Origin of the sequence: Mesonia phycicola, assembly GCF_900141885.1 — a bacterium.
GTDB lineage: Bacteria > Bacteroidota > Bacteroidia > Flavobacteriales > Flavobacteriaceae > Mesonia > Mesonia phycicola.
In genome coordinates this window covers 310,498-327,383 of sequence record NZ_FQYY01000003.1, presented here as the reverse complement: position 1 = coordinate 327,383, position 16,886 = coordinate 310,498, and the positions used below count along the sequence as shown (strand labels likewise).

The following is a 16,886-nucleotide window of genomic DNA, read 5'->3' as shown; positions in this document are numbered from 1 at the left end:
TTGGCATTTAATAGAAGAAAGTATAAAATCAAAATATAAATATTTGGATAAGTTATAAACCTAAACGATAATGCTTATCACCTGCCTTACGTTTCTTATACTGAACGTTATAGGTAATAATTAAAAATTAACTATGAAAAAAACTATCATCAATTCAAAATTTACTGGACAACAAAAATTAATGTTAACAGTGTTTATGATTATAGCATTCTTAATTGGACTACCTACTCTAATTTACCTTTTCATTGAAATGCCAGGACAACCAAATTATGTAAATAGTTTTAGTGATTACTTTTTTTCTTCATTATTTTTCGTTTCTATATTTTTATTTATGCTACTATTCAGTAAACAAGGAATAATTACGGATAATGGAAATCTAAAATATTCTTTATTCATTTTTGGAATACCTTTCTTGTCAAAAAAAATAAACCTTGAAAATATTACTGACATTACAATTCTAACCTACCGGGCTTCTCAAAAACTAGCTTGGGTTTCAGTTGCAAATCCCGATTTATCAGTAAGTACAGAAATATCAAAAGTTGTACTATTGAACAGTAATCATTCTTATAAAGATATTATACTGATAACGAGAAGAAGAGATTATGCCGAAAAAATAATCAAAAGTCTTAATGAAGAATTAAATTTAGAATATAATATTTACAGTCCACCAGTAATTAGCAGAAGAAGACGATAAAATTATAGCTAACAATAGCCAAAATAATATGGGTTTTGGCATTTAACCCAAAGTTTAGTATATTTTATAAAGTCCCTCAAATTTTCTAAAAGTTATAAACATTGAAGTTGAGATATATATCTTAATCATTTAGAGCAAATAAGTGATATAGAAAACCCAACTCAACCTCAACAGCAGGAGTTAGCAAAACTAAATTCATTAATGATATTTGCAGTTTGTTTACATGAATTAGTTCATTACGAAGATTTCCAATTTGATGGCTCGATGCAAGACACACCAAAGAAAGAGTTAGGTGAACTTTTTGAAGCGCTATTTGTTGGAGGTTATTGGGAATTTGAACCCAATAATGGAGAAATAGTTTTAATTGCACCTTAATGAAATGAAGAAGTATTTTATATTATTTTTTATTATAGTATCCTGTGGTATAAATAAAAACGAAAAGGATGATAAATTGTATTCGTGTAATGAAATCTGTAATATAATTGATCCGAACTTGTATGATACACTTTCAAATGGATCATATTTTATAAAACCTGTTTTCAACGATTATAAGATTTATGAAGTTAGATGTGAAGAAAATACTTTCATAATAACTGATAGCTTAAAAAAAATATTAGATAATTCTATTAAAAGAAATAATTGTAAATTGAGAATCAAAGAAATTAAAAGTGGTGATACAATTTTTTCAAAATAAATTATATTGATATTATCTATTTTATAAAAGGAACCAATTCAAAAAGGTTCCTTTTTTCATTTAAAAAATTTCCGTTAACACGTTTTTAGAATAAAAACTTAATTAAGATTGTATTTTTGTGGTAGAAAATAATCAATTCAACACCTTATGAAAAAGTTATTGTTTTTATTCTTGCTAAGTGTGAGTGCTTCTGTAGTTGCACAAGAAACAGAGATAGCCATCAACGAAGAATTTTCAGAAATTAAGATTTACAATAAAATTCAAGCGCAATTAATTCCTTCTTCAGAAAATAAAATAGTAGCTACTGGTTTTGATAAAGATGACATTGATGCTAAAGTTAAAAACGGCGTTTTAAAAGTAAAACTAGGCTTAGATAATATTTGGAGTGAAACAGATACCCAAATAAAAATTTACTTTAATAGTGTAGAAACCATAGATGGTAATGAAGGATCTTACGTAGAAATACAAGATGGTATTGAGCAAACTACCTTAACCTTAAAAGTACAAGAAGGTGCAGAGATTATTGCACCAAGGTTAAAAGTAGAAAATCTTCAAATTAAAAGTGTAACCGGTGGTTATATTCAAACTTCTGGTACTTCAACTACTCAAATTGTAGAAATTAAAACTGGTGGTAATTATAATGGAGAAGATCTAGAAACTAAAACCACAGATGTTAATGTAAAAGCAGGTGGTAATGCAGATGTAAATGCAACAGAATATTGTAAAGCCAAAGTTAGTGCAGGCGGAAATATTAATATTTATGGTGATACAGAAAAAGTAGATAAAAAAATTACTCTTGGCGGTAATATTAAACTAAAATAATACCAAATTTGGATTACTTACCTTTGCAGTAACTTAGATTAAATTATTAATATGTTTCAGGACATTTTAGCTGCAATACCTTTAGGTATTTTTCTTGCCTTTTTATTGGGTCCAGTGTTTTTTGTATTATTAGAAACTGCTGCAATTAAAGGTTTTAGAGCTGCTGTTTTTTTTGATATAGGAGTAATTGTAGCAGATATATTCTTTTTATCGGTTTCTTATTTAGGAACCAGCAAATTATTAAACAGTATTAAAGATGATCCTGCACTTTTTATATTTGGTGGTTGCATAATGGCAACTTACGGTGTAATTACATTTGTAAAAGAAAAAAAAGCTATTCCGCATCCAGACGGTGAAGATGGAATAAGAAAGCTTAAGAAAAGTGCCCTATTTCAATTAGCGGTAAAGGGCTTTTTATTAAACTTCGTAAATATTGGTGTTTTAGGATTTTGGTTGGGATTAATTATTGTTTTTGGACCTCAACTAGAAATGAACCCTAACAGATTATTAGTTTTCTTTGCTACCGTAATTATTACCTATTTTGTAATAGATTTAGCTAAAATACTATTAGCCAAAAAGCTTAACCATAAACTTACACCTACTAGAATTTATAAGCTAAAAAAAGGAATTAGCATTCTTATTATAATTTTTGGAGTGGTGTTAATATCTAGAGGAATTTTCCCTTCAGAAATGGAACAGATTGAAAATCAAGTAGAAAATATAATTCCTGAAAAAGATACTATTAACTAAATAAAAAAGCCTTCTAAAATTTAGAAGGCTTTTTTGTTGAGGTGCCGAGCGGATTCGAACCGCTGTAGATGGTTTTGCAGACCACTGCCTAGCCACTCGGCCACGGCACCCTTTGTTATTAAGGACTGCAAATGTAATAATTTTTAGCTAAATGCAAACTATTATCTTGCCTTAGATAATACAATAGTTACATTTTCTACATCTCCGCCCAATGGTGGGTTTATTTTAGATACTGCAACTTCTGCTTGTTCTACCATTGGTAACTCTTCAAAAATACGATCTATAATACGTTTAGCTACATGTTCTAAAAGTTTAGAACGTTGTGCCATTTCATCTTTTACAATTTGGTTAAGATGCACATAATCAACTGTATCTTTTAATTCATCTGAAATAGAAGAAGCTTCTAAAGAAGCATGAATTTCTAAATCTACTCTATATTCACTACCAATTTTAGCTTCTTCAGTCAAACAACCGTGGTTAGTAAATACACGTATATTATTCAGTTTAATAATTCCCATAATTTTTTTTTACGAATATACTATCTAAATTTTAATGCAGTTAAATTAATAGGTGACCAATTATACCTACTAGAAAACCTAAATTGGCTCCTAAAGCAGGTAACCAAGTATGTTTTAATTTAGCTTCTGGAGCTATATCTTCAAAAATTAAATATAAAATACCACCACTTGCAAAAAGCATTAATGAAGAAGTAATTTCTGGTTGGTCTTGTAAAAATGTATAACCTATTAAAGAGCCTACAATACCACTAAAACTTAGAAAAAATAAAAGGCTGAGTGTTTTTTTACTACTAAATCCAGTAGCTTTTAAATCTTTGTAAGAATTAAAAGCTTCAGGTAAATTTTGCAAACCTATAAATACTGCAAGAAGTATCCCTGTTTTATTGTCTGTGGCAAATACAGCACCTAAAGCAATAGCTTCAGGTACAAAATCCATTAACATTGCTAAGAGTTGTGCTATTTTTCCGCCTTTTTTAGCAATTAATCTGTCTAAGACAAAAAAACAGATAGAACCTAAGGTAAACCATAATATTACAGGAAAAAGTGATAATTTTTCTATACCCTTGGGGATTAATACTAAAGCTAAAGCAGATACTATAATACCACCACCAAATGCTGAAATGCCGTGGTTTATTTCTTTAATTACCGTAGAATTTTTTTTAGATTTTTTTTCTACTAGATTAGCAATTAAACCACCTATAAATACTGTAATTCCAGAAAGTCCTGCATAAAGTATTATTTTTTGAAGCTCATTCATCTTTTTGTTTTAATTATAAAGTTATAAAACCTTTGATAGTTATACTATACATTTTAATTTTTGATAACTTTGTTGCTTTACAAGAAAAATTATGTCAGAAGAAAAAAAATCACTCAATTTTATTGAGCAAATTATAGAAGAAGATTTAGCAAACAATGGCTATAAAAAAGAGGAATTAAAATTTAGATTTCCGCCAGAACCTAATGGTTATTTACATATAGGTCATGCTTCTTCCATCAATTTAAATTTTGGTTTAGGGCTTAAATACAACGCTCCTGTAAACCTTCGTTTTGATGATACTAACCCTATAAAAGAAGAGCAAGAATTTGTAGATTCTATTAAAAAAGATGTAGAGTGGTTAGGTTTTAAATGGGCTAAAGAATGTTACGCTTCAGATTATTTTCAGCAATTGTATGATTGGGCTGTAGCGCTTATTAAAAATGGAGATGCTTATGTAGATAGCCAAACTTCTGAAGAAATTGCTACTCAAAAAGGTACTCCTACCAAACACGGTACAGAAAGCCCATATAGAAATAGATCTGTAGAAGAAAATCTTAGTCTCTTTGAAGCAATGAAAAATGGTGAAACTCCAGAAGGAGCTCACGTTCTTCGTGCAAAAATAGATATGACTTCTTCTAATATGCTTATGCGTGACCCTATTATGTATAGAACATTGCATACTGCGCACCACCGTACTAACAACGATTGGAAAATTTATCCAATGTATGATTGGGCACATGGTGAAAGTGATTTTGTAGAATCTATCTCTCATTCTTTTTGTACGTTAGAGTTTCTTCCACATAGAGAATTATATAATTGGTTTGTAAATAAAGTAAGTACACCAGAAGATTTTCAACCTAAACAAAGAGAGTTTGCAAGGCGTAACCTAAGTCATACTATTGTTAGTAAACGTAAACTAGCACAACTTGTAGAAAAAGGCTTTGTAGAGTCTTGGGATGATCCTAGAATGCCAACTATTTCTGGATTAAGAAGAAGGGGATATACTCCAGCATCTATCAGAAATTTTGCAGAGTCTATTGGAGTAGGGAAGCGTGAGAATATTATAGATATGTCTCACTTAGAATTTTGTGCTCGTGAAGATTTAAATAAAACAGCCCAAAGAGTAATGGGAGTTTTAGATCCAGTAAAGTTAGTTATTACTAATTATGATAAAGAGGAAGAATGGTTAGAAGCAGAGAATAATCCAGAAGATGAAACTGCAGGAACAAGACAAATACCATTTTCTAAAGAAATTTATATTGAAAGAGAAGACTTTAAAGAGAGTGCTAACCGTAAATTTTTTAGATTAACTTTAGGTAAAGAAGTTCGTTTAAAAAATGCATATATCATTAAAGGTGAAGATGTTGTAAAAGATGAAGATGGAAATATTTTAGAAATACACTGTACTTACGATCCATTAAGTAAAAGTGGTAGTGGTACAGAAGAATCTAAGCGTAAAGTAAAAGGAACATTACATTGGGTATCTATTAAACACGCTCTTAAAGCTGATGTTAGATTATATGATCGTCTTTTTACAGTAGAAGCACCAGATGCAGATAAAGAAAAAGATTATTTAGAATTTGTAAATCCAAATTCACTAACCACTATTACGGGTTACGTAGAACCAAGTTTACAAACTTCTAAAGAGTTAGATAGTTTTCAGTTTCAAAGAATTGGTTATTTCTGTGTAGATAAAACATCTACTAAAGATAAGTTAGTATTTAATAGAACGGTTACGCTTAAAGACTCTTGGGCTAAAAAGAATAATTAAGAATATTTTAGCATTGAATTTCAAGATATTAACCGGTTATTAACAGCTATATACAGAAGTTAAATTTAACTTTGATGTAAATAATTAACCTTTAAACTTAACTTATCATGGCAAATACAGGAAACACACTTTTAGCATTAATAACAGGAGCAGCAATTGGAGCAGGTATTGGTTTATTGTATGCTCCAGATAAAGGTGAAAACACTAGAAAAAAGCTAAATAAAGAAGCTAAAAAAGCAAAAAAGCAATTAGATAAACAAGTAAAAGAAACTTCTTCTCATTTGTCAGATTCTGCTAAAAAAGCAAAACTAACTTTTGAGTCTAAATTAGAAGAAACATTATCTTCTGCAAGTTATAAAGCAGATGATATTCTTGTTGCTATGGAAGAAAAATTAGAAGCTTTAAGAGCAAAAAATGCCAAGCTTCATAAAAATTTGAAAGAAGAAGAAATTAAAACAGATACTAAAAATGCTATAGCATAATAGTTGTTTATGGCTTTTAAAGATATATCTAATCATATTAACGACCTTAATGATAATATTCAGGCATACATAGATAGTATGCTTGAATATTACAAGCTAGAAGCATTTAAAAATCTTACTAAAGGCTCTTCACAATTTATAAAATTGATAGTTTTTGGTAGTATTTTTTTAATCTTTCTAGCATTTGTTTCTATTGGTTTAGCATTATTAATAGGAAAAGCTTTAGAAAATTTTGCTTTAGGATTTTTTATAATGGGAGGTTTTTTCCTTTTCGTATTTATTTTACTAATAGTTTTTGGTAGTAAATTAATTGACAAAATGATTCTTAAAGAATTTTCTAAAATGTTATTCAACAAAAGCACTGTAGAAGAAGTAGTAGAAAGTTCTCTTAAAGATGAAATAGATAGTTAATATGAAGATTTACGAAACATACGAAGAGGTAGAACACGATCTAAAAATTTTAAAACTTCAAACACAAATTAATAGAGAAAAAATAAAATTATCTACCAATAATATTAAAGAAGATTTTTCTGTAGTAAGTGTAATTACTGGCATTGCTAGCAATATTGCTAAAAAAGCAATTGTTTTAAAAACAGTTGCCAAACTAGTAGGTATACAAAGAGCAAAAATTGTAGATAAATAAGATATTTTCAATATTTTTATAAAAAAAACCCGCTAATTTTAGCGGGTTTTTTTTGTTTTTATTAAGGTATAATAAATTGCAAATTTTACGGTTTAATATATAAATTATATATTTATTACTTAATCTTAACTATCAAAAATGAGAAAACTTAACCTTTCGAGTCTTTTTGTGGCAGCATTTTTATCACTCAGTGCAGTCACTTATGCTCAAAAACAAGATTTACAATCTAAAATTCCATTTAATCCAGAAGTAAAAAAAGGCGTTTTAGAAAATGGCTTAACCTATTACATTAAAAACAATGGTAAACCAGAAGATAAAGTAGAACTAAGACTTGTAGTAAATGCAGGTTCTATTTTAGAAGATGAAGACCAAAGAGGTTTAGCTCACTTTATGGAGCACATGAACTTTAATGGTACCAAAAATTTTAAAAAGAATGAATTAGTAGATTATCTTCAAAGTATAGGTGTAAAATTTGGAGCTCATTTAAACGCTTACACTAGTTTTGATGAAACCGTTTATATTCTTCCTATACCAAGTGACGATCCAGAAAAGCTAGAAAAAGGATTTCAAATTATAGAAGATTGGGCACACAATGCATTATTAGAAGATAAAGATATAGATGAAGAACGTGGCGTTGTTTTAGAAGAATACAGATTAGGCCAGGGTGCAGAACAACGTATGCGCCAAGAGTATTTACCTAAAATACTACATGGATCTAAATATGCAGATAGATTGCCAATTGGTACGAAAGAAAATCTAGAAACTTTTGATTATGAAAGTATTAGAAAGTTTTATAAAGATTGGTATCGTCCAGATTTAATGTCTGTAATGGCAGTTGGTGACGTAGATGTAGACGTACTAGAAAAGAAAATAAAAGAACACTTTTCTGGAATTAAAAACCCTACAAATGAAAAGAAAAGAGAAGTTTTTGAGCTTCCTAACCACAAAGAAACCTTAATAGCTATAGAATCTGATGAAGAAGCAACATTTGCTAATGTTCAAGTTTTATTTAAAGATCAAGGTTTAGCAGAAAAAGATGAAACTTTAGAAGATTATAGAGAATCTATGGTAGAGTCTCTTTTTGCACAAATGCTTAATAACCGTTTAGACGAATTAAGAAATAGTGCAAACCCTCCATTTGTATATGGTTATAGTTTTCACGGTGGCACTTGGGCACGTACTAAAGAAGCTTACCAGTCTTTTGCTATGTGTGATGCAAGCAAACAATTAACTGCTTTAAGAACTTTATTAGAAGAAAATGAAAGAGTTAAACAACACGGTTTTGGTAAAGGTGAATTAGATCGTGCTAAAAAAGACATTTTAGCTAGGTTAGAGCAATCTTTTAAAAATAAAGGTAAAAATGAATCTTCTAGAATTATAGGTGAATACGTAAGAAATTTTCTTCAAAATGAACCAATGCCTGGTATAGATTGGGAATTTAACTTTTATAAAGAACAATTACCTACTATTAATTTAAAAGAAATTAATAGTTTAATTTCTAATTATATTACAGATGAAAATAGAGTAGTGGTGCTTACAGGACCAAAAAAAGATGATGTAAAACAACCTACAGAAGAAGAAGTAAAAGCTCTTTTTAAAGAAATTGAAAACAAAGAATTAGAAGCCTATCAAGAAACAGAAGTTGCTGATTCTTTTATGGATACAACACCTAAAAAAGGAAGTATTACTAAAACAGAAACTAACGATAAGTTAGGTACTACTACATTAACTTTAAGTAATGGCGCTACGGTAACTTATAAAATCACCGATTTTAAAAATGACGAAGTTCTTTTTCAAGCCTTTAGTTATGGAGGTACTTCTTTATATTCTCTAGAAGATTATAAAGCAACAACTTTTGCTAATAGTGGTTTAACAGAAGCTGGAATTAACAATTTTAGTAAAGTAGATTTAAGCAAAATGATGTCTGGTAAAATAGTATCTGTACGTCCATATATTTCTACATATTCAGAAGGGTTTAGAGGTAATGCAGCTCCAAAAAATCTGGAAGAATTGTTTCAATTAACGTATTTATATTTTACTAAATTAAATAAAGATGAAGAAGCTTACCAATCTTATATAAATAAGCAAAAAGCATTTTTAGGTAACTTATTAGCAAGTCCACAATTTTATTTTCAAAAAGAATTAGGAGAATTTATGTATGGAGACAATCCTCGTTACACAGGTTTCCCAACGCCAGAAAAGATGGACGAAGCAGATTATGATTTAGCTTATAAAAAATACCAAGAGCGTTTTGCAAATGCAGGCGACTTTCATTTCTATTTTGTAGGAAATATAGACGAAACTAAACTTAAAGATTATGCTACTACATATTTAGCAAGTTTACCATCTAATAATTTAAAAGAAGAATACAAAGTTTCAGATTTTAGACCACTTTCTGGTTCTCATGAAAAAATTGTAGAAAAAGGAAAAGACCCTAAAAGTTCTGTAAAAATTACGTACCAAGGTGAGGCTAAATACAACAAAAAAGAAGCCTACGCATTAAAAACTTTAGGTGAAATTTTAACCATTAAATTAGTTGAAAAACTACGTGAAGAAGAAGGTGGTGTGTATGGAGTAGGAGCTAATGGTAGTATAAGTAAAACCCCTTATGGTTGGTATAACTTTAGTATTAGTTTTCCTTGCGGACCAGAAAATGTAGATAAGCTTAAAGCTGCTGCTATAAAACAAGTAGAAAAATTAGTAGAAGAAGGACCTTCTGAAACTGATCTTGAAAAGGTAAAAGAAACACAATTGCTAGAGCACAAAGAGTCACTTAAAAAGAATAACTATTGGTTGTCTCTACTACAAAATGCAGATTATGAAAATACAGATGCTTCAAAAGTATTTGATTTTGAGAAGAATCTTAAAAAAATTAATACCTCTTATTTAAAGAAAGTTGCTAAAAAATATTTAACAGATGGTTATATTTTAGCAATTCATAATCCAGAAGAAGTAGAGTAATAGCAATATTATTTCATAAAAAAACCCGCTAATTTTAGCGGGTTTTTTGCTTTTAGTCATAAAAAGATTTACTCTTCACTTCTGTATTCATCATCATTTTCTTCAGATGACGGAAGATCTATATTTTTAGGCTTAGATTTCTTTTTATTAGTAATCCCTCTAAGCTTATTTTGCTTTTTCATCTCTTCTCCAATTTGATTAGAGGCAGTAAAAGAAGCAATCATATTATTTAACATATCACTACCTGCTTGCGGAGAGTTAGGTAATAAAATAAGATTACTATTTGTTTCTTCACCAATAGATTGTAATGTATCGTAATGTTGAGTTACTACAATTAATGCAGATGCTTCTTGTGAGTTAATACCTACATTATTCAACACATCTACAGATTCTTCTAAACCTCTTGCAATCTCTCTACGCTGGTCTGCGATACCTTGCCCTTGTAAACGTTTACTTTCTGCCTCTGCTCGTGCTTTAGCAACAATTTTAATACGTTCTGCTTCTGCTTCATACTCTGCAGCTACTTTCTCTCTCTCAGACGCGTTAATACGGTTCATAGCGGCTTTAACTTGCACATCTGGATCAATATCTGTTACCAATGTTTTAATAATATCGTATCCGTAATCTATCATCGCATCATTTAGCTCTAATTTCACGGCATTTGCAATATCATCTTTACGTTCAAATACATCATCTAACTTCATTTTAGGCACTTCTGCACGTACTACATCAAAAACATAAGATGTGATTTGATCTTGCGGATTTTCAAGCTTATAAAACGCATCATAAACTTTTAATTTTAATACTTGAAACTGTACCGAAATTTTAAGTCTTACAAAAACATCATCTTTTGTTTTTGTTTCTACAATTACATCTAATTGCTGAATCTTTAAATTAATTCTACCTGCAATTTTATCAAAAACTGGTATTTTAAATTGTAAACCAGAATTTCTAATAGAATTAAATTTACCAAAACGCTCCACTATTGCTGAGGTTTGCTGCTTAACGGTAAATATTCCTGAAATTAATATGATTAACCCCAAGAAAATAATAAAACCTGTAAAAAATATACCCATAACTTATAAATTGATTAATGCTCTAAATATACATGATTAACCGTTACCTTCTTATTAGAATAAAAAAAGCAGCTTGAAGATATCAAACTGCTTTTTAATCTTGAAGAAACACTTTGACTCTGCTCAGTGTGACGGTTCAAGATGAAATTATTTTGGTATTATCCTAAATTTGCAATTGCAAAATCGATACGTTTTAGGGTTTCTTCTTTACCAATAGAAGCCATAATATGAAATAGATCGGGACCTTTCATCTCACCAACTAGTGATAAACGTAGTGGTTGCATTACTTTACCAAATCCAATTCCTTCATTGGTAATCCATCCTTTTACTTTATCTTGAAGGTTTTCTTGTTCAAAATTATCTACTTCAGTAATAATATTTTTTACAGAAGTCATAATATCAGAAGTTTCATCTTTCCAGGCTTTCTTGGCTGCTTTTGCATCAAATTCTGTTGGTGCTACAAAATAGAAAGAAGATAAATCCCAAAAATCACTTACAAATGTTGCGCGTTCTTTTATAGTTTCAATTACTTCTTCAACATAGGTTAGAGCAGCATCAATATTTTTTTCTCTTAATACTGGTAAAAACTGTTCAGCCAATATTACGTTGTCTTCTTCTTGTAAGTAATGGTGCTGAAACCATTTTGTTTTTTCTGGATCAAATTTAGAACCTCCTTTAGAAACGTGAGATAAACTAAAAGCTTGGGTTAATTCATCTAGAGTATAAATTTCTTTTTCCGTTCCATCACCTTCATTCCATCCTAAGAAAACTAACATGTTAATTACCGTTTGTGGCAAGTAACCATCTTCACGATAACCAGAAGCTATATCTCCGGTTTTTGGATCTTTCCATTGTAATGGAAAAACAGGGAATCCCATTTTATCTCCATCACGTTTGCTTAATTTTCCTTTTCCGGTAGGTTTTAAAATAAGTGGTAAATGCGCAAATTTTGGTGCTTCCCAACCAAATGCTTTATATAGAAGTTCATGTAAAGCTAAAGAAGGTAACCATTCTTCACCACGAATTACGTGAGTGATGTTCATTAAATGATCGTCTACAATATTTGCTAAATGGTAAGTAGGCATACCATCACTTTTAAATAAGACCTTATCGTCTAACACTTTTGTGTTAACGTTTATGTCTCCTCTAATTTCATCTTTTAAGTGTAAGTCTTCATTCTCTGGCGCTTTAAATCTAATTACATACGCTTCACCACTTTCAATTTTTTGTTTGGTTTCTTCTTCTGTAAGAGTTAAAGAGTTGTTTAATTTTTTACGGTTGTGCCAGTTATAGATAAAAGTCTCTTTTCTAGCCTCGTATTCTGCTCTTTTTTCAGTTAATTCTTCTGCAGTATCAAACGCATAGTAAGCATTTCCGCTAGCTAATAATTTATCTGCATATTTTCTATACAAGGCTTTACGTTCACTTTGACGATAAGGTCCAGCATCTGCTTCTTTACCTGGCCCTTCATCGTAAGGTATGTTTAACCAATTTAAAGCTTCTACAATATAATCTTCTGCGCCTTCTACATAACGATTTTGATCTGTATCTTCTATTCTCAATACAAAATCACCACCGTGTTTTTTAGCAAAAAGATAGTTGAATAAAGCAGTTCTTACACCACCAATATGTAAAGGTCCTGTTGGGCTTGGTGCAAAACGCACACGTACTTTTTGAGACATTTTTATCTATTTTTTTACAAAGATACAATCTTATCTACCGAAAATTCAACCTTATGCTAAAGATAAAATTGGTAAGAAATTTGTTGAATAGCTGATGTTAAACTAATTAAGGCATTTAGACTTCTTAAATTTTTATTGTAGTTTTAAAAGTTAACCGTTACTCAAACTTATTTTAGATGAATAATTACCAACTTATCAAGCATAAGTTAGAAGCTTTTATAAGAAAATATTACCTGAACGAATTGGTAAAAGGTGCAATTTTATTTTTTGCTATCGGGTTTCTGTATTTTTTACTTACAGTTTCTTTTGAGTATTTTTTCTGGTTAAACACCTTAGGAAGAAAAATTTTATTCTGGCTTTTTGTTGGAGTAGAGGTAGCGTTGTTTGGTAGGTTTATTTTATACCCACTCGCTAAATTATTTAAAATTTCTAAAGGAATTAATTATGAGCAAGCTTCAAAAATTATTGGTAATCATTTTCCAGAAGTAAATGATAAATTACTTAATATTCTTCAGCTACATAAAAATGCAAATACTACAGATTCTGAATTATTATTAGCAAGTATCAATCAAAAATCTTTAGAGCTAAAACCGGTTCCTTTTCAAATTGCAGTAAATTTTAAATCTAATCTTAAATACGTAAAGTATGCAATAATTCCGGTTTTCATTTTTATTGCAATTTATATTTCTGGTAATAGTACTATGTTTTCAGAAAGTTATACTCGTGTGGTAAATTATGAACAAGCTTATGAGCCACCAGCTCCTTTTTCTTTTCAGTTAGATGAAAACTTACTTCAAATTAAAGAGAATGAAAGTTTACGTTTACGTTTTTACACCAACGGTACGGTTATCCCAGAAAACGCAAGTATTCATTATCAAGGAGAAACTTATTTTCTAGAAAAAATTTCTCCTGGTGTTTTTGAATACACTTTTGATAGAATTACAGAGAATACAGATTTTTATTTAAGTTCTAATAATGTTACTTCTCGCAATTATCAAATAGAAGTTATCAATGTTCCTACTTTAATTAATTTTGAAATGAAATTAAATTATCCTGCCTATGTTGGTAAGCAAGATGAAATTTTAAAGGGAACAGGAAATGCAACTATACCAGAAGGTACTAAAGTTACATGGCAATTAAAGGCAAAATCTACTAATCTAATTCAATTAAATTTACTAGATACCATTAAAACATTTAAACAATCTTCTAGTATTTTTTCTTTAGAAGAACAAATTTTTAGAAATACTAATTATCAAATCTCTACTTCTAATGAGCAACTTAAAGATTATGAAAAGTTGTCTTACCAATTAAAAGTAGTTAGAGATGAACATCCAGAGTTAGAAATACAAATGAAACGAGATTCTTTAGACTCTCAATTAATGTATTTTTATGGTAAAGTGGCAGATGATTATGGCTTAACTAAATTACAATTAGTGTATTACCGTTTAGATTCACCAGATAAAATTAATAAAAAATCTTTACCAATTGCCACATCTACTTTTGATGATTTTGTGTTTTCTTTTCCTGCAGATTTAAATTTAGATAGAGGTATTGCTTACGAATTTTATTTTGAGGTTTTTGATAATGATAGAGTAAATGGAAATAAAAATACAAAGAGTAAAACCTTTAGTTATAAAAAATTTACAGAAAGTGAAGAAGAGAACGAGCAATTAAATAAACAAGAAGAAACCATTAAAGAAATGGATAGCTCTTTAGATAAAATGAAAAAGGATAATGATGAACTTAAAGAGCTAGATCAGTTACAAAAAGAAAAGCCTAAACTTAATTACAACGATCAAAAAAAATTAGATAATTATTTACAAAGGCAACAACAACAAGAAAAATTAATGAAACAATATTCTAAACAACTAAAAGAAAATTTAGAAGAGTTTCAGCCTAATAAAGAAGATGTATATAAAGAGGAATTAAAGAAGCGTTTAGACAATAATGAAAAACGTATAGAAGAAAATGAAGAGCTTTTAAAAGAATTAGAAAAGTATAAAGATAAAATAGGGAAAGAACAATTAAACGAAAAAATTGAAAAATTAAGTAAACAAAATCAAAATCAGCAAAAAAGTTTAGAGCAGCTTTTAGAGTTAACTAAGCGTTATTACGTGCAGAAAAAAGCAGAAAAACTTACTACAGATTTAGATAAAATGGCAAAAAAGCAAGAGGCTTTAGCAAAAAATGATAGTACTAATACCTCTGAAAAACAAAATGAATTAAACGAGGAATTTAAAAAATTGCAAGAAGAATTAAATGATTTAGAAAAAGAAAATGAAAATTTAAAAAAGCCCTTATTTCTCCCTCGTGATAATGATACCGAAAAAGAAATAGAGAAAGAACAACAAGAAGCTCAAGAGGAATTAAAAAAATCTGAAGAGAAAGAAGAAAGTAATTCTTCTAAAGAAAGTAAATCTTCAAAACCTTCTCCACCTCAAAAAGCACAACAAAAGCAAAAGTCTGCTGCAAAAAAAATGCAACAAATGGCTGGTGAAATGATGGAGATGATGATGCAAGGAAGCTCACAACAAAATCAAGAAGATGCAGAAATGCTTCGTCAAATTTTAGATAACTTAATTACATTTTCTTTTCAGCAAGAAGAGTTGATGGAAGATTTTAAATCTTTTAAAGAAAATAGTCCTAACTATCCTCGTAATTTAAAATACCAATATGTTTTAAAAGAAAATTTTAAACACATTGACGATAGTTTATACGCATTAGCATTAAGAAATCCTATGATAGGAGATAAAATTACTGTTCAACTCACTGATATTGATTATAATATAAATAAATCTTTAGAAAGATTATCTGAAAATGATATTACTACAGGTGTTTCTAGTCAACAGTACACTTTTAAAGGTGCTAATGATTTAGCAAATATGTTAAATGAATCTTTAGACCAAATGCAAGCAATGGCTATGGGTAGCGGTCAGGGTGAGGGTAAACCCCAATCAGGTCAAGGTTCTTCTGGTCAAGATAAAGGATTTCAATTATCAGACATAATTAAAAAACAAGGAGAATTAGGTGAGCAAATTGGCCAAGGTAAAGGTAAAAAACCTGGTGAATCTGGTGATGGTGACTCTGGCGGTGATAATGGAAAAAAAGGAGGCAAATCTGGTGAAGGAGGTTCAGGTTCTAATGGTAATTCTGAAGGTGGTACAGAAGGCAAAAACGGTAAAGCAGGTAAAAGTCAAGAACAACTTAGTGGTGAAATATATGAGATTTTTAAACAACAACAAGATCTTAGAAACCAATTAGAAAATATGATTCAGCAAGAAGGTTTAACTCAAAAAGTAAAAGAGTTAACCCAATCTATGAAGAATATAGAAGATGAACTTTTGCGTAATGGTGTTACTAATAGAACAGAATCTCAAATGAAGAATATAGAACATCAATTATTAAAATTAGAAGAAGCTTCTTTACAACAAGGCCAAGATAACAAGAGAGAATCTCAAACTAATAAAAATAAGTTTACTAACGATGTAAATGAAGGTTTACAGAAAGCAAAAGAATATTTTAATACCACTGAAATTTTAAATAGACAAAGCTTACCTTTGCGCGCAAATTATAAACAAAAAGTTCAAGAATATTTCCAATCTAATGATTAATTTTTTTAGTGAAAACAATTTTAGTTTAGATAATGAAGAGCATTATTTAAAATGGATTCAAGAAATTATTTCTTCAGAAAATAAAAAAGAAGGAGAGATTAATTATATTTTTTGTGATGATGATTATTTACATGAAATAAATGTAAAGTATTTAAATCATGACGACTATACAGATATCATTAGTTTTGATAATGCTGTAGGTAATATACTTCACGGTGATATTTTTATAAGTACAGAAAGAGTTACAGAAAATGCAGTAAAATATAAAGTAACTTTTCAAGAAGAACTAAAAAGAGTTTTAGCTCACGGAGTACTTCATTTTTGTGGTTACAAAGATAAAACTCCAGAAGATTCTGCATTAATGAGAAGTAAAGAAGACGAAAAAATTAAAATGTTCCACGTGGAACAATAGAAGATTTTAAGTA

At 29.5% G+C, this 16,886-nt stretch carries 15 protein-coding genes and 1 tRNA gene; 11 read left to right on the top strand and 5 right to left on the bottom strand.

What is annotated here, in order from left to right; translation table 11 throughout:
- Nucleotides 1–133 precede the first annotated feature (133 nt).
- From BUC03_RS06095 to BUC03_RS06080, 4 genes are all read left to right on the top strand, one after another.
- Entirely contained in the window at nt 134–694 is a 561-nt protein-coding gene (locus BUC03_RS06095; protein WP_073149309.1) for a hypothetical protein, read from the top strand.
- A 201-nt stretch (nt 695–895) separates the two neighbouring features.
- Nucleotides 896–1,069, top strand: a complete 174-nt coding sequence (locus BUC03_RS15170; RefSeq protein WP_159432701.1) for a hypothetical protein — start codon at nt 896–898, stop codon at nt 1,067–1,069.
- 466 nt (nt 1,070–1,535) lie between these two features.
- A complete protein-coding gene (locus BUC03_RS06085; RefSeq protein WP_084112826.1) occupies nt 1,536–2,210 on the top strand; it encodes a head GIN domain-containing protein in 675 nt (224 codons plus the stop codon).
- Between the two features lie 51 nt (nt 2,211–2,261).
- Nucleotides 2,262–2,960: a LysE family translocator gene (locus tag BUC03_RS06080; RefSeq protein WP_073149305.1), complete on the top strand. Its 699-nt coding sequence runs from the start codon at nt 2,262–2,264 to the stop codon at nt 2,958–2,960.
- Between the two features lie 39 nt (nt 2,961–2,999).
- Here BUC03_RS06080 and BUC03_RS06075 read toward each other — a convergent pair.
- The 3 genes from BUC03_RS06075 to BUC03_RS06065 form a co-directional block, all read right to left on the bottom strand.
- Nucleotides 3,000–3,070: transfer RNA gene (locus BUC03_RS06075), tRNA-Cys, on the bottom strand.
- Between the two features lie 51 nt (nt 3,071–3,121).
- Nucleotides 3,122–3,478, bottom strand: a complete 357-nt coding sequence (gene folB / locus BUC03_RS06070) for a dihydroneopterin aldolase (RefSeq protein WP_073149303.1) — start codon at nt 3,476–3,478, stop codon at nt 3,122–3,124.
- A 40-nt stretch (nt 3,479–3,518) separates the two neighbouring features.
- The gene (locus BUC03_RS06065) at nt 3,519–4,235 is read right to left on the bottom strand and encodes a ZIP family metal transporter (protein ID WP_073149301.1); all 717 of its coding nucleotides are present in this window, start codon (nt 4,233–4,235) and stop codon (nt 3,519–3,521) included.
- A gap of 91 nt (nt 4,236–4,326) precedes the next feature.
- Between BUC03_RS06065 and BUC03_RS06060 the strand changes: the two genes are divergently transcribed.
- From BUC03_RS06060 to BUC03_RS06040, 5 genes are all read left to right on the top strand, one after another.
- Entirely contained in the window at nt 4,327–6,006 is a 1,680-nt protein-coding gene (locus tag BUC03_RS06060) for a glutamine--tRNA ligase/YqeY domain fusion protein (RefSeq protein ID WP_073149299.1), read from the top strand.
- A gap of 107 nt (nt 6,007–6,113) precedes the next feature.
- A complete protein-coding gene (locus BUC03_RS06055; RefSeq protein ID WP_073149297.1) occupies nt 6,114–6,488 on the top strand; it encodes a YtxH domain-containing protein in 375 nt (124 codons plus the stop codon).
- Nucleotides 6,489–6,497: 9 nt separating this feature from the next.
- Nucleotides 6,498–6,899 (top strand): phage holin family protein, encoded by a 402-nt coding sequence (locus tag BUC03_RS06050; RefSeq protein WP_073149295.1) that lies wholly within the window; start codon nt 6,498–6,500, stop codon nt 6,897–6,899.
- A 1-nt stretch (nt 6,900) separates the two neighbouring features.
- A complete protein-coding gene (locus BUC03_RS06045; RefSeq protein WP_073149293.1) occupies nt 6,901–7,131 on the top strand; it encodes a DUF6327 family protein in 231 nt (76 codons plus the stop codon).
- 138 nt (nt 7,132–7,269) lie between these two features.
- Nucleotides 7,270–10,092 carry a M16 family metallopeptidase gene (locus tag BUC03_RS06040; RefSeq protein WP_073149291.1) on the top strand — a complete coding sequence of 941 codons (2,823 nt, stop codon included), beginning with the start codon at nt 7,270–7,272 and terminating at the stop codon, nt 10,090–10,092.
- 68 nt (nt 10,093–10,160) lie between these two features.
- Here the strand turns inward: BUC03_RS06040 and BUC03_RS06035 are convergent, their stop codons facing one another.
- Together BUC03_RS06035 and gltX are read right to left on the bottom strand one after the other, a co-directional pair.
- A complete protein-coding gene (locus tag BUC03_RS06035) occupies nt 10,161–11,168 on the bottom strand; it encodes an SPFH domain-containing protein (RefSeq protein ID WP_073149289.1) in 1,008 nt (335 codons plus the stop codon).
- A 158-nt stretch (nt 11,169–11,326) separates the two neighbouring features.
- Nucleotides 11,327–12,850, bottom strand: coding sequence for a glutamate--tRNA ligase (gene gltX, locus BUC03_RS06030; protein WP_073149287.1), 1,524 nt, complete (start codon nt 12,848–12,850; stop codon nt 11,327–11,329).
- A 176-nt stretch (nt 12,851–13,026) separates the two neighbouring features.
- On the opposite strand from gltX, the gene BUC03_RS06025 reads away from it, so the two are divergent.
- Both BUC03_RS06025 and ybeY read left to right on the top strand, forming a co-directional pair.
- Nucleotides 13,027–16,461, top strand: a complete 3,435-nt coding sequence (locus BUC03_RS06025; protein WP_073149285.1) for a DUF4175 family protein — start codon at nt 13,027–13,029, stop codon at nt 16,459–16,461.
- Entirely contained in the window at nt 16,454–16,873 is a 420-nt protein-coding gene (ybeY, locus tag BUC03_RS06020; RefSeq protein WP_073149283.1) for an rRNA maturation RNase YbeY, read from the top strand. Before BUC03_RS06025 ends, ybeY begins: the two co-directional genes overlap by 8 nt.
- Nucleotides 16,874–16,886 lie beyond the last annotated feature (13 nt).